Genomic DNA, 16,585 nt, shown 5'->3' on the forward strand with positions numbered 1-16,585 from the left:
AAAATGCAAGCAAAGCCAATGTTCTATGACGGATGCGGAGAAAAGAAACAGACGACAGGTGCCGCACAGCAATCAAACGTGGTAATTACTGCAGAAATGAGAAAATCCATCGGCGGAAATCCTTATGTTCTTGTTAAATAGGATGATAGAAAGAGAGTGCTGGCCTTTTAGGCTGGCGCTTTTTTTGTTATTTAGACAGGTTCTGGGTTGATAGAGGAGATGGTGTCAGAAGTAGGTCTGAGTTCGGACAGGTTTGGAGGTGAAGGGAGAAAAGTTGTCAGAAGTAGGGTGAAGTTCGGACGGGTTTGGTGGTTACGGGTGAAAAGCTGTCAGAAGTAGGTGGAAGTTCGGACAGGTTTGGTGGCGTCAGGGGAAAAGCTGTCAAGAAACCGAAGGAATTAAGACAGGTTTGGTGGCGTCAGGGGAAAAGCTGTCAAGAAACCGAAGGAATTAAGACAGGTTTGAGTGCACCAAGACAAAAGCTGTCAAGAAACCGAAGGAATTAAGACAGGTTTGAGTGCACCAAGCCAAAAGCTGTCAAGAAACCGAAGGAATTAAGACAGGTTTGAGTGCACCAAGCCAAAAGCTGTCAAGAAACCGAAGGAATTAAGACAGGTTTGAGTGCACCAAGCCAAAAGCTGTCAAGAAACCGAAGGAATTAAGACAGGTTTGAGTGCACCAAGCCAAAAGCTGTCAAGAAACCGAAGGAATTAAGACAGGTTTGAGTGCACCAAGCCAAAAGCTGTCAAGAAACCGAAGGAATTAAGACAGGTTTGAGTGCACAAAGCCAAAAGCTGTCAAGAAACCGAAGCAATTAAGACAGGTTTGAGTGCACCAAGCCGAAAGCTGTCAAGAAAACGAGGTAATCATGACAGGTTTGAGTGCATCAAGCCAAAAGCTGTCAAGAAACCGAAGCAATTAAGACAGGTTTGAGTGCACCAAGCCGAAAGCTGTCAAGAAAACGAGGTAATCATGACAGGTTTGAGGTCATCAAGCCAAAAGCTGTCAAGAAACCGAAGGAATTAAGACAGGTTTGAGTGCACCAGGCCAAAAGCTGTCAAGAAACCGAGGTAATCATGACAGGTTTGAGTGCACCAAGCCGAAAGCTGTCAAGAAACCGAAGGAATCAAGACAGGTTTGAGGTCATCAAGCCAAAAGCTGTCAAGAACCCGGAGGGATTAAGACAGGTTTGAGTGCACCAGGTCGTTCTTATTTTTCAAATAGAATCTTCGTGGATCAGCATTTGCAGAGATCGGCCTGCTGCTGGGCATGATTACATTGACGACATATCAATACTATCAAAAAATCGCCGGCCGGCTGATGCTGCCGTATATTGCGTGGGTTGCTTACGCTCTTCAGCTTAACTACAGTATGTGGAATTTAAATAAACAGAAAATGTAAAACTTTTATTAATTATGTAACTTTTCCAATCTATCCCCGTCTAAATTAATAGACTACCAATCCTTCTAAAAATTGGGTGAATAAAAGTTTGCTAGAGCGGGAATACTATAACCAACAATATATTAACAACGGAGGTAGATTAGGATGAAACAAATTAAGGAATTCATGAATGAAGAGGGTTTTGAATTAACAGGTTATATTACACAGTTGTTTGAACAATCTTCTGATAAAAATGAAAAGAAAAAACGCTGATCGCGGGTTAAGCTGATCAGCGTTTTTTCATTTGTTCCAAAACTTCCTCGATTTTTGCGTGATCCTCAGGTGATTCATCGATATGCTTCCACAAGAGTTTACCGTCGGCTGAATAGAGCCAGGTTCCTCCCTGGATGTAGACGTCCTGTGTCTTCATCGATTTCATGACGAATTCCTTTTGTTTCTCATTTTTAGGAATAAAATCTTTAACCTGGCCAGTGATGAATCCGAATCCGGCTTTAGCCAGCAGCTTCCATTTTGGCATCGTTTTATGGCCCATGCCCCGGTATGCTTGGCGGGAAGGATCCCCGAGTATAGGAAAAGGGAAAGGCCCGAACTGGTCAACAAACTGCTTGATAAAAGTTCCTTTTGAAGGGGCAACCGCAACAACCTGGTAGCCTGTTGCTTCAACTTCTGTTATTCGCTCGCGCAACTGCGCAAGATATGCCCGGCAGACTGGTCAGCCAAGATGACGGACAAATACGACCATCGTCGGTTGTCCCTTGATGGCAGCTTCCAAGGTCAGGGATTTTTCAGGATCTGTTGTTTCCAATACATACTTCATTTCGAAACCTCCTTTCCCCCACTATATACAACATCTTCCTTTTGGGAAAGAATTAACATTCCTTAACAATCCTTTTCAATTAATTTACAACTCCTTAAAACCCCATTAATAACTGTCTAGTAATCTTGTACTTGTAGCAACGGACATAATATTTAGGGGGAATTAAGAAATGAAGAGTTTTAAAAAGTTAGCGATGTTTACTATGCTTGCTTCAGTAATGGCATTTGGGACAGCTTGTTCAGATGGAGAAAGCAACGCGGAAGCAACGAATGGCTCTAATGAAACTGAAACTCAACTTGAAGGCAGCGTCGTGATCGATGGTTCTGGAACTGTATATCCGTTCATGGCAAAAATGGCTGAGAATTATATGGATAAGCAAGAGGATGTTTCTGTAGAAGTAAGCCGCTCTGGGACTTCTGCTGGCTTCAAGAAATTCCTCGTTGAAGACGGAACGGACTACAATGATGCATCACGCCAGATCAAAGACGAAGAAAAAGCAAAAGCTGAAGAGCTTGGCATCGATGTGAAAGAAATGAAAGTAGCTTTAGATGGTATTACCATCGTTATTAATAAAGAGAACGATTGGGCTAAGGAACTGACAAAAGAAGAAATCATTGATATCTTCCTAGCTGAAGGCGGTAAGAAGAAATGGTCTGATGTTCGCCCTGACTTCCCGGCTGAAGAGATCAAAACATACGGCCCTAACGAAAACCACGGAACATATGAGTTCATGTTCGAAAAGATTCTTGAAGAAAAAGACCTTGTAGAAGGCATCAACCTTCAGCAAGACTATGCAACACTTGTTGACCTAGTATCAAAAGACAAGAACGGAATCGGCTTCTTCGGCTATGGATATTATGCAAACAACAAAGACAAATTGTCTGCAGTAAACGTTGATTTCGGTAACGGTCCTGTTGAACCTTCTCTTGAAACAATCAAGGAAGACGGCGACTATGCTCCATTCACGCGCCCAGTATTCACATACTTGAACGTGAACATGGCAAAAGAAAAGCCACAAGTGCTTGACTATGCAATCTTCACTATGGAAAACGCTCAGGATGTAGCAGCAGAAACAGGCTTTGCACCACTTTCTGATCAAGACATCCAGTCAACATTGGCTGAACTGCAAGAATTGAAATAAGAAAAATAAAAGGATGGGGGAATCCCCATTCTTTTTTTATGGGCAAAAAAATAACAGTGATTTCCACTGTTATTGCTAATCTAATGACGCCATGAATTTTTGGCGTTATTAATGGCCTGCAGCAAGGAACCTCTTTCCTCATCTGTTGTTGCGTTCAGCAACCGAAGCTTAAGATCTGCGAGTTTTTGCTTTTCCTCTACGGTCAGCCCCTCCCTCATCTTTTCATCCTCCTTAAGCTTTTTTTTATGTCTAGATGAAGAGTGTTAAGGGAGATGTATCTTTCCTTCATCCAAGTTAATTATTCCTTGAACACTTAATTGAGAAATAACAAGAAGGATTGTTGGTTATACTACATTTGATTTCCTTTATTTGTAAAAGAAGAGGCGGATTTATGGTCAATACAATCTATGGGCTGATATGGGCAGGTATATTAATAAAATGGGGAGACTGGAAGAACTGGAGAAAGTACTATCCAACCGTTCTCTTTTTTATCCTCGGGGACTTTCTCTATATGTACCTTTTGTCGGATCATTATCCAATGTGGAGGTATGTTCCTTCACCCGGTGACGAAGAAGCTGGGATCACGAATACGCATATTTCTTTTTCAATCATGGCGATAAAGTATCCGGCGACATGCCTGGCGTACTTAGCCCATTTCCCAAAACACGGCTTCATGAAAAAAACACTTTATTATCTGGCGTGGGTGATTGTCTATTTTGCAAATGAGCTCGTGGATTTACATTTTCAGCTGATCAAATATTTTAATGGCTGGAATCTCTGGTGGTCTGCGCTGTTCAATTCGGTTATGTTCCTCATTTTAAAACTGCATTTTCATAACCCGCTGTTTGCCTGGATTGCCTCTGTGGTTTTTATCTTGTTTTTATGGAACCAGTTCGATGTGCCGGCAACAGTCTTCCGTTGATGGCATAAAAAAATAAGCCTGATTCCCTGTGTGGAATCAGGCTTATTTATTTTCCGATTTTGAACTGCTGGTGAATCTGTGAAAGGAGCAGCTCGATTGCGCCATTTCCTTTCAATTCATACGATTTACTTATTGGATGAAGCATACAGAGATAAGGATAATTGGATAGTGTAATCCGGTCAATTTAAGATATTTATTGGCTTGTGCTGTCTCTTTTTTTAATCCAGACAAATAAGTCAGTTATTAATTTGGCAAAGATTATTATCGATAAGTAGCTGAGAAATAAGTGAATGTAGTTAATCGATCCATACATTCGGAATAACCCTAATCCTACAAGCATGGGTTTAAAAACAAAAGATAGAAATACCGAAGTAAGAATAGAATACAAATAATATTTTTTATTACTGTTTAGCGTGGATTGATAAATGAATATAAAAATTACTGGAATCAGGCTTGAGTCGAGTGTAAGCCCTGGCAAAGCAGGGATGACAGGAAAGGGATAATTCCAGTACCCCAAATTTTTCCCATACAAGTCTTCATATCCAAAAGAAATATGAACACTGTAGCCGTAAAAGAGAATTTGGAAAAGTTTATCTTTATTGATTTTAATAAATAGTAAAACTAAGGGGCCAACAGTAAAAGGACCATCAGCCAGTACTCAAAAGACGTGTATAGAGCGTAGTCCAACCAGTACTCATTTAAAGCCTTTTGCCCTTCCTTTCCCATCTCGACAATCTTATCAAAGCGTGAAAGACGATCATTTTTCAAATTAATCATTCCTTTTAGATCTGCTTTGGATACATATCTATAGATTGCCATGTTCAATAATTTCGTATGCGCAGTGTAGAGGTTATGGAAAAATATTGAACAAAAATGAGTAAGTTCATCATAATGGGGGAAAAAGAGGAAGACAATGATCCAGAAGAACCTATGGAGATTTTCACTTTCAGGAGGTGCTGTTATGTCGTTTAACTATACCGAAGAAGATGGACGTTTTGTCGCGAAGGATTCAGATGGACTTGAGGTCGGGGAAGTGACCTTTACTCGTGACGGGGATGATTACCTTGTCATCAACCATACAGGTGTCGACCCGGCGAATCGTGGACAGGGCGTGGCGGAGGAATTGGTTCGCCATGTTGCGGAAAAGGCGAAGAATGAGGGCTTGAAGGTGGAGCCGGTTTGTTCTTTTGCACAAAAGGAATTCGAGAGGAAACCTGAATATAAAGAAGTTCTTAAGCAATAGTTGGAAGCCTTTGAGTGATCTCAAAGGCTTTTATCCGGGTTGACATGGAAATAGCCTCATGATAAAATTATCTCGAATTCAAGATATTATGTTTTTTTCAAAGTGGATAAGGATAAAGTAATGATAGATATTTTTTTGTATCAATATCTCGGTTTCGAGATAAAGGGGGAGACAACTTGAACGAATTAAAAGGAATTCACCATGTTACAGCTATTACAAGCAGCGCGGAAAAGAACTATGAGTTTTTCACATATGTTTTGGGGATGCGTCTTGTAAAAAAAACAGTCAACCAGGATGATATCCGCACATATCACTTATTTTTTGCGGACGATAAAGGGTCAGCGGGCACGGATATGACATTCTTTGATTTCCCAGGGATTCCAAAGGGTTCTCATGGAACGGACGAGATTTATAAAACTGGCTTCCGTGTGCCGACCGATGCGGCGCTGGAATACTGGGTGAAGCGTTTTGATAAATACGACGTCAAGCATACGGGCATCAAGGAATTGTTCGGCAAGAAGACAATTTCATTTGTCGATTTTGATGATCAGCAATACATGCTGGTTTCAGATGAGTTCAACAAAGGCGTAGCTTCAGGGACTCCATGGCAAAACGGTCCGGTACCGTTGGAGTACGCAATTACAGGCCTTGGACCGATCCACATCCGCATCTCACGCTTCGATTATTTTAAAGAAGTATTGGAAAAAGTCATGCACATGCGTGAAGTAGGGCAAGAGGATTCCTTGCACCTATTTGAAATGGGTGAAGGCGGGAATGGCGCACAGGTCATTGTTGAGGACAATAAAGTGCTTCCGGCGGGACGCCAGGGATTCGGCACCGTGCATCATGCCGCATTCCGTGTTGCCGATACTTCAGTACTTTATGAGTGGATCGAGCATATGAAGGCGGCGGGATTCGGAACATCTGGCTATGTCGACCGATTCTTCTTTGAATCATTGTATGCACGTGTGGCACCAGGAATCTTGTTTGAATGGGCAACAGACGGACCAGGTTTCTTGGGTGACGAACCATACGAAACTCTTGGTGAAAAATTGTCATTGCCGCCGTTCCTCGAATCGAAGCGGGAGCAGATCGAGGACTTTGTGCGTCCGATTGATACAGTCCGCAGCACGCGTGAAATTGAAAAAGAGTATCTATAAGCAAGTTTGTCATAGAAGATTAGTGGAAATACCTTAATGTAGGATCAAATAAGGGAGGCAATCAATATGGTCAAATTAGCAGTGATTTTTTACAGCATGAGCGGAACGAATGTACAGCTTTCGAAATGGGCTGCAGAAGGCGCAAAAGAAGCTGGAGCAGAAGTGAAGGTTTTCAAAGTGAAGGAATTAGCGCCTGAATCAGCGATTGAAGGCAATGAAGCATGGAAAGCAACTGTTGAAAACACAAAGGATATCCCTGAAGTAACTCCAGACGATCTTGAATGGGCAGACGCGATTATCTTCAGCGTACCTACACGATTTGGAAACATGCCATCCCAGATGAAGCAATTCCTTGACACGACAGGCGGCCTATGGGCTCAGGGCAAGCTGGTGAATAAAGTCGTGAGCGCCATGTCATCCGCGCAAAATCCGCATGGCGGACAAGAAGCTACTATCCTGTCTCTGTACACTACGATGTACCACTGGGGTGCGATTGTCGCAGCGCCAGGTTATACCGATCCAGTAACATTCGGAGCTGGCGGCAACCCATACGGCACAAGCGTAACCGTCGACCAGGACGGCAATATGGTTGAAGACGTCGAAGCAGCGGTAAAACACCAGGCGAAGCGCACTGTGACTGTCGCTGGATGGGTTAAGAATGGAAATCAATAAACACTGGAAAAGGCGAACATTGAGAATGTTCGCCTTTTCATGTTCTTTTATATGTTTTAAGCCGATAGTAGGGCTCTATCGGATAAACAGAAGGAGGAATCTCGAGAAAGTGTCCGATAGGTTTGTTTCTGAATGTATTTTAAAAAAATTTAATCACAGTCTGAAAACCTGCGAGATAAAATTAGTCTAACCACTATGTGATCAGGCTGTTGTCGCATTCTAAGCCCCTGAATCCTAAACAATAGTCAGCTTCATCAATCAGTGGGGAGGGTATATTAAGTAACAGGAAGAATACATTAATGGATATGAAAAATGCACGAAGGTATAGTGAATGTAAAGGAGGTAATACAATGACTAATAAGTATGCTGGCTGGAATATTGATAATAGCTATTCGCGTCTGCCTAAAATATTTTATAACCTGCAGAAGCCAACTCCTGTGGAAGCACCGGAAGTGGTTATCTTCAATGAGTCGCTTGCGGAAGAGCTTGGGCTAAATCCCGAAGCAGTGCAAGCTGCTGAAGGGGCTGCTCTGTTTGGCGGCAACGAGATACCTGAAGGAGGTACTCCGCTTGCCCAGGCATATGCAGGACATCAATTCGGCCATTTCACCATGCTCGGTGACGGCAGGGCGGTACTGCTGGGAGAGCAGATTACTCCTGATGGTGAGAGGTTTGACATTCAGCTGAAAGGCTCAGGTCGGACACCATATTCCCGTGGCGGTGATGGCCGTGCAGGCCTGGGGCCGATGCTCAGGGAATTTATCATCAGTGAAGCGATGGTAGGATTGGGAATCCCGACTACAAGAAGTCTGGCAGTGGCGACAACGGGGGATCAAATCATCCGCGAAACAATGCAGACCGGAGCGATCCTTACGCGTGTGGCAGCAAGCCACCTAAGGGTTGGAACTTTTCAATTTGCCGCGAACTGGGGAAAGACAGAGGATCTTCGGGCATTAGCTGATTATGCGATCGACCGCCATTATCCTGAAGTTGAAGGTGAGGATAACGGCTATCTTTCCTTTTTGAAAAAAGTGATCAAGCGTCAGGCAGCATTGATTGCGAAGTGGCAACATGTTGGTTTTATCCACGGTGTCATGAATACGGACAACATGACGATCAGCGGTGAGACGATTGATTATGGACCTTGTGCTTTCATGGACACATATGATCCGGCGACCGTTTTCAGTTCAATTGACCGGGAAGGCCGCTACGCTTATGGTAATCAACCGTATATCGGTGGCTGGAATCTGTCGCGGTTTGCTGAAGCCCTATTGCCTTTGCTGCATGAAGATGAAGACGCAGCGGTAAAGCTGGCGGAAGAAGCCCTCTCAGAATTCCCGGAAATATTTGAGTCAGAATTCATATCCGGAATGAGATTGAAACTGGGTATTTTTAATGAGGAAAAAGAAGACAAGGCGCTTATTTCCGATCTCCTCAATTTAATGCATACACATAAGGCTGACTTTACGAATACGTTTAAAGCCCTGACCTTTGATCAGTTTGAAGGGTCAGAGTTGTTCAAGTCTGAAGAGTTCAAGAAGTGGCATGAAAAATGGCAGGAAAGACTCGGACGCCAGGAGCAATCAAAGGAAGACTCACAGGAACTGATGCGTGACAGCAATCCGGGCGTCATTCCGCGCAACCATAGGGTTGAGGAAGCACTGGAGGCCGCTGTAAATGGTGACTTAAGTGTCATGGTGAAGTTGCTCGAAGTGCTTGCCAACCCATATGAGCACTCAGTTGAACAGGCCGAATACTGCAAGCCGGCACCGCCATCGGCCCAGCCGTACAAGACTTTTTGCGGGACATAAGAGAAAAGCAACGCTGCAGCGTTGCTTTTCTTGTGCGAATTTTTATTAACCCCGCATAAACGATTCGTACCATTTATCCCAGTCAAAGCCGAGTGAGTAAGTGACAGATTTGGACTCCAGTTTTGGACAGTCATGGACACAGCTGCCGCCAATGATGAATTTGAGTGAAGTGTTCGTTTCAAGGCATGACTGTATCCAGTTTTCTACCGTTTTGACCGGAGCGGGATTTGTCATCGAAATTGCGACAACGGAAATGTTCCTCATTTTCATCAGATCTTCTAATCCTTCGAGAGGAGTATTCGGACCAAGATAGATCACGTCATTTCCCTTTTTCTTTAAAAACAAGCTAAAGACCATCAACCCGATTTGATGATGCTCTCCTTCTGGGCAGAATGCCAACACTTTCGGAAGGGCATGGTTCACAGGCAGAACCCTCAGGAATTGGGTGCAGCGGTTAATGATGAACTGCGAAGAAAAATGTTCCTGGGCAACACTGATGGTGCCAGTCTCCCATTCGTCCCCAACCTTATACAAAACCTGAACTAATATGTGGTGGAACACCTCTTCATAGTCATACAAGGAAAAAGCAAGGTCAGCAATCCGGTTTGCCTCTTGGGTATCAAGGCTGACAAGAGCCTGATAAAGCTGTTCCGTTAATTCTTCGAATTTGTCACTGACATGTGGAGGTGACGCTGGAGCAGGGGGAGATTCCCGCAGAAGCCTGACGGCGTCACTGATTTTCATATTCTTTTCGTGTACCTGTGTCTTGATCCACTTGAGTGTTTCTAAATCCTTTTCGTTATATAAGCGATGCCCGCCCTCTGTCCGGGTAGGCGTGACAACGGTGTATCGATTTTCCCATGCGCGAATTGTCACAGCCGGGATATCAAGCAGCTCCGAAACTTGCTTAATGCTATACAAATATTTTCACCTCCACTAATAAGTTATACAAAAATTGCACAAAACAAAAGCCTTAATATCGGGTATTTGAAAAAAAATAAAAAATGTTTGATAATTTTGTATATGTTTTGTATAATTAATCTCGAAAAGGTTACACAAAAATTATACAATTGGTGGTGTCAGAATGAAAACTTTAAATTTGGTATCATTAGTATTGCTTATTGTCGGCGGATTAAATTGGCTATTGGTTGGATTATTTGAATGGGATTTGGTCGGCGGCCTTTTCGGAGGCATGGACAGCCCAATCGCTAAGTTGGTCTACATCCTTGTAGGTCTTGCAGCCATTTACAGCATCACACTTTTATCAAAAGTGAATAAATAGTCATGGAAGGCGTACAGAATTGTCTGTACGCCTTTTGTGTGTCTATGCTTCTTGAATAAAAACGCCAATATGGCTATTCTAGATAAAGGAATCGTCAAAACAGGGGGATAAACCAATGGATAAAAGAGAAATTGAATATAAAATCGTCGAACTGAAGGATGAGTATCTGCAGTTACAGCATAATCTCGAAAAATTGGAATCTGTAAAAGGCAATCTGCATCCGCTGGAGAAGCGTCTTGCCGCAATTGAAGAGGAATTAAGCTCATTGAACACAATGCTTCGTGATATGTAGAATGACAGGCCTATTCTTTAATTTAAAGGATAGGGCTTCTTTATGAGATAAAGTAGGGAATCGGAAAAGTGTCCGTCATTAAGGACATGACGGACGCAAATAGGTGAAGAACTTGAAAAAATGTCCGTCAACAAGGTTATGACGGACACAAATCGGTGAAGTAATTGAAAAAGTGTCCGTCATTAAGGCCATGACGGACACAAATCGGTGAAGAACTTGAAAAAATGTCCGTCATCAAGGCTATGATGGACACAAATAGGTGAAGAACTTGAAAAAGTGTCCGCCATTAAGGCCATGACGGACACAAATAGGTGAAGAACTTGAAAAAGTGTCCGTCATTAAGGACATTACGGACACAAATCGGTGAAGAACTTGAAAAAATGTCCGTCATCAAGGCTATGACGGACAAATATCGATGGGAAAACGGAAAAAGTGTCCGTCGCCAATAAAGCTTAGCTTGTAAAACGGTACTCATCCCGGGTAATCCGTCGGTATCATTAATAATGACTTGCTTCTTTATTTAACTTCGACTTTTATGCCTTCGCTTGCAGAGGTCCTAACTGCGTCTAAAACTTTTTGAGTTGCATGTCCTTGTTCGAAATCGGCGAGGTACGGATGTTTCTTTCCGGAAACCAGAGTTTCATGTAGGGCATCTAATGCCCTTTGAAAGCCGTTATAGTACCTTGCGGCGATCTGCGGCATAGTTGAAGGTGCTTCTATATTTGGTACTAGCTCGACTGCTTCAAAAGGAGAACTTTCAGCAGAAAGCAGAACCTTTTTGTCATCCAGCATCACAAGTGTGCCTTCCGTTCCGTAAATTTCAAGACGCCATGTGTGATCGGTTTGGCGCGCCGCAGAAATGAGTTCAAGCGTTACAGTAGTTCCGGTTTTCAAAGTCCCGATAATCTGGAAAGCATCGTCCGCTGTCCGATGTTCAACATTCCCATTATCATCAGTCTGAGTAGGGATGTGAACGGGAAGCTGGGCAAACACTTCTTTAAATGTGCTGTTCAACCACCATTGAAGAGCATCGGTCATATGGGAGCCGATTGCGCCTAGCATTCCGCCACCCTTTTCCTCCTGGCCCAGCCAGCCGCGAGGTTTTGAAATAAGGCCAGTATAATTCGCAAATGAGCATTGGTAACGGACGTGCAAAATCTCCCCGAGTTTACCGCCTTCCATGATTTCCTTTACCTTTGTACGAGCCGGAAGAAAGCGGAATTCATGGTTGATCAGGCCAAGTTTTCCTGCCTTGTCTCTGGCTGATATCATTTCTTTTGCTTCTGAATCATCCAGAGCCATCGGCTTTTCACAGACTACATGAACCCCCTTTTCGAAAGCGGTGACAACCATCTCCTTATGTAAATGCACTGCAGAAGCAACGACCACTAAATCGAGAGTCTCCTGTTCGAGCATCTGGCGCCAGTCAGTATAGATATTCTCAATCCCGCTGGCATTACGTGCTTCCTCAATATTACCCCTTGATACACTTGAAATTGCCACAACCTCGAATCCTTCATGATGGTCCATCATTGGCGCATGAACCCTGGCACCAAAACCCGTCCCGATTATACCCACTCTAAACTTTTCCAAAAATACCACCCCTGTCCAGAATATAGTTTAATAGTAAGTCCAGCAGGGGCGGTATGTAAATTAATATAAATTAAGAAACAAACTCAATATCTATTCAGGTTTATTCCCTTTTTATTATAAAGCAGGAGGAAAACCAGACAATCAAGGAGAATATGAACTGACAATATACTCTAGTATAGTAGGGGGTTATTATGTTAAAAGCTTGCTGGAGAAACTTTCTATATATACTTGAACATAAAATCAATGTTTTAGTTGAATGTTGGAATGAAGGTTTATACATACAGGGAATTACTCATGACTTATCAAAATTTAATCCAAAGGAATTTTTACCTTATACGAAAAAATTCTTTTTGGATAGGAAAATAGATTCTATTGATGAAAAGAAATGGAAGTTTGCCTGGCTCCATCATCAACATAAAAATAAACATCATTGGGAGTATTGGGTAGTTGATCCGAATCAAAAACAAGCACTGCCCATGCCGAGAAAATATCTATTAGAGATGGTATGTGATTGGCGTTCATTTTCGAGAAGGTGGGGGAAGAAGGTAAAGCTGTCGAATCTCAGTCTTTCAGATAAAATGATACTGCATCCTGAAACGAGAGATGCACTTGAAATGATTATTAAGAATGAAAGAAAAGCGAAGTCTAAAGAAACTATAGGATAATTTTTTTAAAAAAATTGAGGCGGGGTTAATATGAATATTGGGGATCTATTATTTCAGTTAATTTTTTTCATTCTATTGATTGGTATTGTCGCTGCTGTTTTTTATGCTGTCCGGACACTTGTAATAAAGAAACCTGACAATCAGAAGAGCATTGAGCAAAAACTGGATCAAATAATTGAGCTGCTTGAAAAAAACAATAAAGAGTAAAAACAGTTTACCACCTCACGTTTATATGATTGTATGCTGGCACATGTTATAATGAGGGACTAGGTTAATGATAAATTATATATAATTGCACGGATGCCTGAAAAGCCTCCGCCTGGCGATAATATATGGAGGTATAAGAGATGAACAAACGATGGACGATCGGAAAGATTAAAGAGTTTGTGGAGAACAATTCGGAGAGTAAGCTGCTGACGACAGAGTACCAAGGTTTTTCGCAAAAATTACTATTTAAATGCGGATGCGGCAATAACTTTGAAAAAACCTTCAAGAAATTTAAGGATAATCACCAGCGTAAATGTGAAGTGTGTCAACCGCCAAAAGCGTCACGTTAATTGGATACGAAGTGTAAAAGCTAATTGCTGCCTGGGGCTCTATTATATGCTGCCAACCAAGGTGGCTTTTTTTTCGTGTGAACCAATGGAAGTGTGGATCATGGAAGGATTAACGCTTCTGTTTGTTGAACTTATTTGAAGAAGAGAATCTTACAGGAGCAACAAGATTACTATGAAGAGATATATGCTGAAAAACGACTTTAAGGGTTTGGAAAAAGCTACACAATTCTATTTGATTGCGGAATCTGAATTTATCGGAGTCAAAGAGTATGTGCTGCGAACTAGAGACTTGAAAGTCAGGATCTCTATCAATGAAAAAGAACTTCGGGGGAATTTCATTTTATTGAATTAGGTAAGGGAGAGCGGATATGTACTTGTTTTTATCCATACTATTGAGTGTTGTCCTGGGCTATTTTTTACTGGCCATGGGACCAATTTTCGGCGGAATTGTTGCTTTTGGAATTATAGCAGGATGTTTATTTAGAGGGGTCTATTTGCTAAATGATATTCGAAAAAGGATTGCGGTAATTTCTCCTGATGTAAAAGAGGTCCAAGAGCAGGTTCAGGTTCCGGAACTCGTTCCCGAGCATTTGAAAAGCCCGAGTGCATATAAAAAATATCTGGAAGGAAAGCAAGGAAGTCGATAAAAAAGTGGAGGGATCTGATTGCAATTCACAGAAATAGTGGTTTTTGCGATTGTCTGGGGAGGATTGATGACTTATTTCCTGATTCCTTTCGACAATAAAATTAGTATAGAAGGGACGTTCCCCAAAGCTTTTATGGTGAGTTTAAAGAAACAGGTTTTTCACAAAAAGGCTATTCTTGCTTTCGCATTGTTATTGGTCACTTTAATCACTATATGGTCAGATTTTAAATCGGCTGTAGTATATGACATACTCCACGGAATCACTAGAGAATCTGCAGCGGATCCACAGGAGCAGGCAATCTTTTATATGATAAGCGTAATGATATATGCCGCACTTCTCTATCTCTTTTTGGCAGTCAGGTGGACCGTTAAAGCAGTAAAGGCAGCAAAAATAGATTAAGTGACTGGAGAGATAATCGTTTTAAAAGAAACCATAATAATAGTAAACAATTTTGTCCTTATATAATGAGGACTCAAAATAAGGAGAGTATTAATATGGCTAATGGAAATAAAGAGTTATCACGGGAACAGCAGGAAGAACTGCTTGGAGTTTTGAAAGCCCGATTTGAGAAAAATATGGACCGACATGAGGGTCTTGATTGCACAAAAGTGCTGGCTAAACTTGAAGATAACACTGAAAAATTATGGTCGCTCAATGAGATGGAATCAACTGGCGGGGAACCGGATGTTGTTGGTTTTGATCCAGAGACGGGTGAATACATTTTTTATGATTGTTCAGCGGAAAGTCCTAAAGGCCGCAGAAGTCTTTGCTACGATCGTGAAGCACTCGAGGCAAGGAAAAAACACAAACCTGAAAATAGCGTTATGGATATGGCAACTGCGATGGGCATTGAACTTTTAACGGAAGAACAATACCGGGAGCTGCAGAAACTAGGGAATTTCGATCTGAAAACGTCGAGCTGGGTGCAAACGCCTGAGAATATTAGAAAACTTGGCGGGGCTCTCTTTTGTGACCGTCGTTATGACACTGTTTTTGTGTACCACAATGGTGCAGATTCCTACTATGCTGCAAGGGGATTCCGTGGCTCGCTAAGGGTCTAAATCTTTTTATAAAGTTTATTGAGGGTGAGGTAAAAAAATGAATTCCATTATAATTAAGAGACTCACTAATTTAGGTTCTTTTGTTGTTATCGCCGGTCTAATATTAATATTTCTAAGTGATTATTTTGGAACACTAATAGCCGATAGTTGGATAATGGCACAAGGTGGTTCAGCAGACGCTTCTACTTATCAATTTAAAGTGAAAGTAAATACAGATAAGTTTATTATACCTGGAAGCATCCTTTTTGGAATTGGGGTTTCTACCCTGGTTTATACTTATTACAAGCTGTTTAATCTTAATGAGAATAGTTAAAACTAACGAGTCTAAAGTTGAATAAGCTATACATTGAGACTGTGCTCAGAGTTATTAAATACTCTGGGCATTTTTTGTTTTTAGTTACTCTGCTTAGCATTCCATGTTTCACATTACCTCCTCCTGGGAAGATGAAAATATTAGGTCGTATGATAGGAGGTTTCGGAAATGGCTAAAACGATATTTATCACGGGTGCTGGAAGCGGGCTCGGAAGGGGGGCTTCTCTGGGGCTTGCGAAGAAGGGCAACCGTGTGATTGCGACCACTGAACTGACTTCCCAGAAGACGGATCTTATGAGGGAAGCTGAGGAGCAGGGACTTGATATGGAAGTGTTTAAGCTTGATATAAAAAATGAGCGGGATCGTGAACAAATCAAAGAGTATGATTTTGATGTGTTTGTCGCGAATGCGGCGATCAATGAAGGAGGTCCGCTGGCTGAGGTGCCGATGGACCGGATTCGGGCACTTTTTGAAGTGAATGTTTTCTCGACGCTGGAAACTGTGCAAATTGCAGCTAAAAAGCTAGTGGAAAAAAGAAGTGGAAAAATCGTCTTCATGAGCTCGATGGCTGGTATTTCTGCAACACCGTATGTTGGGCCATATACGGCAACAAAGCATGCTATCGAGGGAATCGCACAAACATTGAAGTCGGAGCTTGCGGATTTCAATGTGAAAGTAGCAACGATTAACCCGGGAGCATTCGAAACGGGCTTCAACAAGCGAGCTGCCGAGGAAAAGTGGAAGTGGTACGATGAGGAGAATAATTTTACCCGGAAAGAGGACATGGAAAAGCAGGAGGATGGATTAAAAAACCAATTCGATCCTGAGGATATGATTGCGAAAATGGTAGAAATCATCCCTGCAGATCACCATAAATTCCGTACGGTTTATCCAGAAGAGACGGAACAGCAACTCAAAAAGACGCAAGAAGAAAGATGGACGATGGAAATATAACAGTGGAGATAAGGAGCCTGGCATTTGCTGAGTGCCAGGCTATTTCATATGATG

At 42.1% G+C, this 16,585-nt stretch carries 23 protein-coding genes and 2 pseudogenes; 20 read left to right on the plus strand and 5 right to left on the minus strand.

Annotation, left to right across the window (positions count from 1 at the left end):
• Positions 1 to 3 precede the first annotated feature (3 nt).
• Complete coding sequence (locus DYI25_RS17985; protein ID WP_213371530.1) at positions 4 to 141, plus strand: hypothetical protein; 138 nt, start codon at positions 4 to 6, stop codon at positions 139 to 141.
• 1,104 nt (positions 142 to 1,245) lie between these two features.
• Positions 1,246 to 1,401 (plus strand): annotated as a pseudogene (locus tag DYI25_RS17990) (tryptophan-rich sensory protein); the annotation flags it as partial.
• Between the two features lie 268 nt (positions 1,402 to 1,669).
• Here the strand turns inward: DYI25_RS17990 and DYI25_RS17995 are convergent.
• Positions 1,670 to 2,101, minus strand: a pseudogene (locus tag DYI25_RS17995) (AhpC/TSA family protein); the annotation flags it as partial.
• Positions 2,102 to 2,387: 286 nt separating this feature from the next.
• On the opposite strand from DYI25_RS17995, the gene DYI25_RS18000 reads away from it, so the two are divergent.
• Positions 2,388 to 3,359, plus strand: coding sequence for a PstS family phosphate ABC transporter substrate-binding protein (locus tag DYI25_RS18000; RefSeq protein ID WP_213371534.1), 972 nt, complete (start codon positions 2,388 to 2,390; stop codon positions 3,357 to 3,359).
• Positions 3,360 to 3,439: 80 nt separating this feature from the next.
• Here the strand turns inward: DYI25_RS18000 and DYI25_RS18005 are convergent, their stop codons facing one another.
• On the minus strand, positions 3,440 to 3,577 hold the full coding sequence (locus DYI25_RS18005; RefSeq protein ID WP_213371536.1) for a hypothetical protein: 138 nt from the start codon (positions 3,575 to 3,577) through the stop codon (positions 3,440 to 3,442).
• Positions 3,578 to 3,750: 173 nt separating this feature from the next.
• Between DYI25_RS18005 and DYI25_RS18010 the strand changes: the two genes are divergently transcribed.
• Positions 3,751 to 4,281 carry a CBO0543 family protein gene (locus DYI25_RS18010; RefSeq protein WP_213371538.1) on the plus strand — a complete coding sequence of 177 codons (531 nt, stop codon included), beginning with the start codon at positions 3,751 to 3,753 and terminating at the stop codon, positions 4,279 to 4,281.
• Between the two features lie 621 nt (positions 4,282 to 4,902).
• Here DYI25_RS18010 and DYI25_RS22500 read toward each other — a convergent pair.
• Positions 4,903 to 5,058: a hypothetical protein gene (locus DYI25_RS22500; protein ID WP_249745538.1), complete on the minus strand. Its 156-nt coding sequence runs from the start codon at positions 5,056 to 5,058 to the stop codon at positions 4,903 to 4,905.
• Between the two features lie 184 nt (positions 5,059 to 5,242).
• Here DYI25_RS22500 and DYI25_RS18020 point away from each other — a divergent pair, with 184 nt between their 5' ends.
• The 4 genes from DYI25_RS18020 to DYI25_RS18035 all read left to right on the plus strand — a co-directional run bounded on the left by DYI25_RS18020 (position 5,243) and on the right by DYI25_RS18035 (position 9,167).
• Entirely contained in the window at positions 5,243 to 5,524 is a 282-nt protein-coding gene (locus DYI25_RS18020) for a GNAT family N-acetyltransferase (RefSeq protein ID WP_213371539.1), read from the plus strand.
• A 176-nt stretch (positions 5,525 to 5,700) separates the two neighbouring features.
• The gene (locus tag DYI25_RS18025) at positions 5,701 to 6,684 is read left to right on the plus strand and encodes a ring-cleaving dioxygenase (RefSeq protein ID WP_213371541.1); all 984 of its coding nucleotides are present in this window, start codon (positions 5,701 to 5,703) and stop codon (positions 6,682 to 6,684) included.
• A gap of 60 nt (positions 6,685 to 6,744) precedes the next feature.
• Positions 6,745 to 7,356 (plus strand): NAD(P)H:quinone oxidoreductase, encoded by a 612-nt coding sequence (wrbA, locus tag DYI25_RS18030; RefSeq protein WP_213372486.1) that lies wholly within the window; start codon positions 6,745 to 6,747, stop codon positions 7,354 to 7,356.
• Between the two features lie 350 nt (positions 7,357 to 7,706).
• On the plus strand, positions 7,707 to 9,167 hold the full coding sequence (locus DYI25_RS18035) for a protein adenylyltransferase SelO (RefSeq protein ID WP_213371543.1): 1,461 nt from the start codon (positions 7,707 to 7,709) through the stop codon (positions 9,165 to 9,167).
• A 45-nt stretch (positions 9,168 to 9,212) separates the two neighbouring features.
• Here DYI25_RS18035 and DYI25_RS18040 read toward each other — a convergent pair whose 3' ends face one another.
• A complete protein-coding gene (locus DYI25_RS18040; protein ID WP_213371545.1) occupies positions 9,213 to 10,088 on the minus strand; it encodes a MerR family transcriptional regulator in 876 nt (291 codons plus the stop codon).
• A 163-nt stretch (positions 10,089 to 10,251) separates the two neighbouring features.
• On the opposite strand from DYI25_RS18040, the gene DYI25_RS18045 reads away from it, so the two are divergent.
• The 3 genes from DYI25_RS18045 (at position 10,252) to DYI25_RS22670 (ending at position 11,190) form a co-directional block, all read left to right on the plus strand.
• Complete coding sequence (locus tag DYI25_RS18045; RefSeq protein WP_213371547.1) at positions 10,252 to 10,449, plus strand: DUF378 domain-containing protein; 198 nt, start codon at positions 10,252 to 10,254, stop codon at positions 10,447 to 10,449.
• A 115-nt stretch (positions 10,450 to 10,564) separates the two neighbouring features.
• On the plus strand, positions 10,565 to 10,741 hold the full coding sequence (locus DYI25_RS18050; RefSeq protein WP_170029930.1) for an SE1832 family protein: 177 nt from the start codon (positions 10,565 to 10,567) through the stop codon (positions 10,739 to 10,741).
• 320 nt (positions 10,742 to 11,061) lie between these two features.
• Positions 11,062 to 11,190 carry a hypothetical protein gene (locus tag DYI25_RS22670; RefSeq protein ID WP_274609533.1) on the plus strand — a complete coding sequence of 43 codons (129 nt, stop codon included), beginning with the start codon at positions 11,062 to 11,064 and terminating at the stop codon, positions 11,188 to 11,190.
• A 67-nt stretch (positions 11,191 to 11,257) separates the two neighbouring features.
• Here the strand turns inward: DYI25_RS22670 and DYI25_RS18055 are convergent, their stop codons facing one another.
• On the minus strand, positions 11,258 to 12,334 hold the full coding sequence (locus tag DYI25_RS18055; RefSeq protein ID WP_213371549.1) for a Gfo/Idh/MocA family protein: 1,077 nt from the start codon (positions 12,332 to 12,334) through the stop codon (positions 11,258 to 11,260).
• Between the two features lie 191 nt (positions 12,335 to 12,525).
• Here DYI25_RS18055 and DYI25_RS18060 point away from each other — a divergent pair, with 191 nt between their 5' ends.
• From DYI25_RS18060 to DYI25_RS18100, 9 genes are all read left to right on the plus strand, one after another.
• The gene (locus tag DYI25_RS18060) at positions 12,526 to 12,999 is read left to right on the plus strand and encodes a DUF5662 family protein (RefSeq protein ID WP_213371551.1); all 474 of its coding nucleotides are present in this window, start codon (positions 12,526 to 12,528) and stop codon (positions 12,997 to 12,999) included.
• 30 nt (positions 13,000 to 13,029) lie between these two features.
• Complete coding sequence (locus tag DYI25_RS18065; RefSeq protein ID WP_213371553.1) at positions 13,030 to 13,206, plus strand: DUF4083 family protein; 177 nt, start codon at positions 13,030 to 13,032, stop codon at positions 13,204 to 13,206.
• Between the two features lie 140 nt (positions 13,207 to 13,346).
• Complete coding sequence (locus tag DYI25_RS18070) at positions 13,347 to 13,556, plus strand: hypothetical protein (protein ID WP_213371555.1); 210 nt, start codon at positions 13,347 to 13,349, stop codon at positions 13,554 to 13,556.
• Between the two features lie 172 nt (positions 13,557 to 13,728).
• Positions 13,729 to 13,908: a hypothetical protein gene (locus DYI25_RS18075; RefSeq protein ID WP_213371557.1), complete on the plus strand. Its 180-nt coding sequence runs from the start codon at positions 13,729 to 13,731 to the stop codon at positions 13,906 to 13,908.
• 16 nt (positions 13,909 to 13,924) lie between these two features.
• Positions 13,925 to 14,203, plus strand: coding sequence for a hypothetical protein (locus DYI25_RS18080; protein ID WP_213371559.1), 279 nt, complete (start codon positions 13,925 to 13,927; stop codon positions 14,201 to 14,203).
• A gap of 18 nt (positions 14,204 to 14,221) precedes the next feature.
• Positions 14,222 to 14,602 (plus strand): hypothetical protein, encoded by a 381-nt coding sequence (locus tag DYI25_RS18085; RefSeq protein WP_213371561.1) that lies wholly within the window; start codon positions 14,222 to 14,224, stop codon positions 14,600 to 14,602.
• 95 nt (positions 14,603 to 14,697) lie between these two features.
• Positions 14,698 to 15,264: a DUF4256 domain-containing protein gene (locus tag DYI25_RS18090; protein ID WP_213371562.1), complete on the plus strand. Its 567-nt coding sequence runs from the start codon at positions 14,698 to 14,700 to the stop codon at positions 15,262 to 15,264.
• Positions 15,265 to 15,301: 37 nt separating this feature from the next.
• Positions 15,302 to 15,577, plus strand: coding sequence for a hypothetical protein (locus DYI25_RS18095; RefSeq protein WP_213371564.1), 276 nt, complete (start codon positions 15,302 to 15,304; stop codon positions 15,575 to 15,577).
• A 168-nt stretch (positions 15,578 to 15,745) separates the two neighbouring features.
• Entirely contained in the window at positions 15,746 to 16,531 is a 786-nt protein-coding gene (locus DYI25_RS18100; protein WP_213371566.1) for an SDR family oxidoreductase, read from the plus strand.
• Positions 16,532 to 16,585 lie beyond the last annotated feature (54 nt).

It is taken from the genome of Mesobacillus boroniphilus (assembly GCF_018424685.1).
In the GTDB taxonomy this organism is placed as follows: domain Bacteria; phylum Bacillota; class Bacilli; order Bacillales; family Cytobacillaceae; genus Mesobacillus; species Mesobacillus boroniphilus_A.

What these genes read in the sequence shown, in the direction of transcription:
- DYI25_RS17985 (WP_213371530.1), top strand. Translation starts at nt 4, where the DNA reads ATGCAAGCAAAGCCAATGTTCTATGACGGATGCGGAGAAAAGAAACAG.
- DYI25_RS18000 (WP_213371534.1), top strand. Translation starts at nt 2,388, where the DNA reads ATGAAGAGTTTTAAAAAGTTAGCGATGTTTACTATGCTTGCTTCAGTA.
- DYI25_RS18005 (WP_213371536.1), bottom strand. Translation starts at nt 3,577, where the DNA reads ATGAGGGAGGGGCTGACCGTAGAGGAAAAGCAAAAACTCGCAGATCTT.
- DYI25_RS18010 (WP_213371538.1), top strand. Translation starts at nt 3,751, where the DNA reads ATGGTCAATACAATCTATGGGCTGATATGGGCAGGTATATTAATAAAA.
- DYI25_RS22500 (WP_249745538.1), bottom strand. Translation starts at nt 5,058, where the DNA reads ATGATTAATTTGAAAAATGATCGTCTTTCACGCTTTGATAAGATTGTC.
- DYI25_RS18020 (WP_213371539.1), top strand. Translation starts at nt 5,243, where the DNA reads ATGTCGTTTAACTATACCGAAGAAGATGGACGTTTTGTCGCGAAGGAT.
- DYI25_RS18035 (WP_213371543.1), top strand. Translation starts at nt 7,707, where the DNA reads ATGACTAATAAGTATGCTGGCTGGAATATTGATAATAGCTATTCGCGT.
- DYI25_RS18045 (WP_213371547.1), top strand. Translation starts at nt 10,252, where the DNA reads ATGAAAACTTTAAATTTGGTATCATTAGTATTGCTTATTGTCGGCGGA.
- DYI25_RS18050 (WP_170029930.1), top strand. Translation starts at nt 10,565, where the DNA reads ATGGATAAAAGAGAAATTGAATATAAAATCGTCGAACTGAAGGATGAG.
- DYI25_RS18060 (WP_213371551.1), top strand. Translation starts at nt 12,526, where the DNA reads ATGTTAAAAGCTTGCTGGAGAAACTTTCTATATATACTTGAACATAAA.
- DYI25_RS18065 (WP_213371553.1), top strand. Translation starts at nt 13,030, where the DNA reads ATGAATATTGGGGATCTATTATTTCAGTTAATTTTTTTCATTCTATTG.
- DYI25_RS18070 (WP_213371555.1), top strand. Translation starts at nt 13,347, where the DNA reads ATGAACAAACGATGGACGATCGGAAAGATTAAAGAGTTTGTGGAGAAC.
- DYI25_RS18075 (WP_213371557.1), top strand. Translation starts at nt 13,729, where the DNA reads ATGAAGAGATATATGCTGAAAAACGACTTTAAGGGTTTGGAAAAAGCT.
- DYI25_RS18080 (WP_213371559.1), top strand. Translation starts at nt 13,925, where the DNA reads ATGTACTTGTTTTTATCCATACTATTGAGTGTTGTCCTGGGCTATTTT.
- DYI25_RS18090 (WP_213371562.1), top strand. Translation starts at nt 14,698, where the DNA reads ATGGCTAATGGAAATAAAGAGTTATCACGGGAACAGCAGGAAGAACTG.
- DYI25_RS18095 (WP_213371564.1), top strand. Translation starts at nt 15,302, where the DNA reads ATGAATTCCATTATAATTAAGAGACTCACTAATTTAGGTTCTTTTGTT.
- DYI25_RS18100 (WP_213371566.1), top strand. Translation starts at nt 15,746, where the DNA reads ATGGCTAAAACGATATTTATCACGGGTGCTGGAAGCGGGCTCGGAAGG.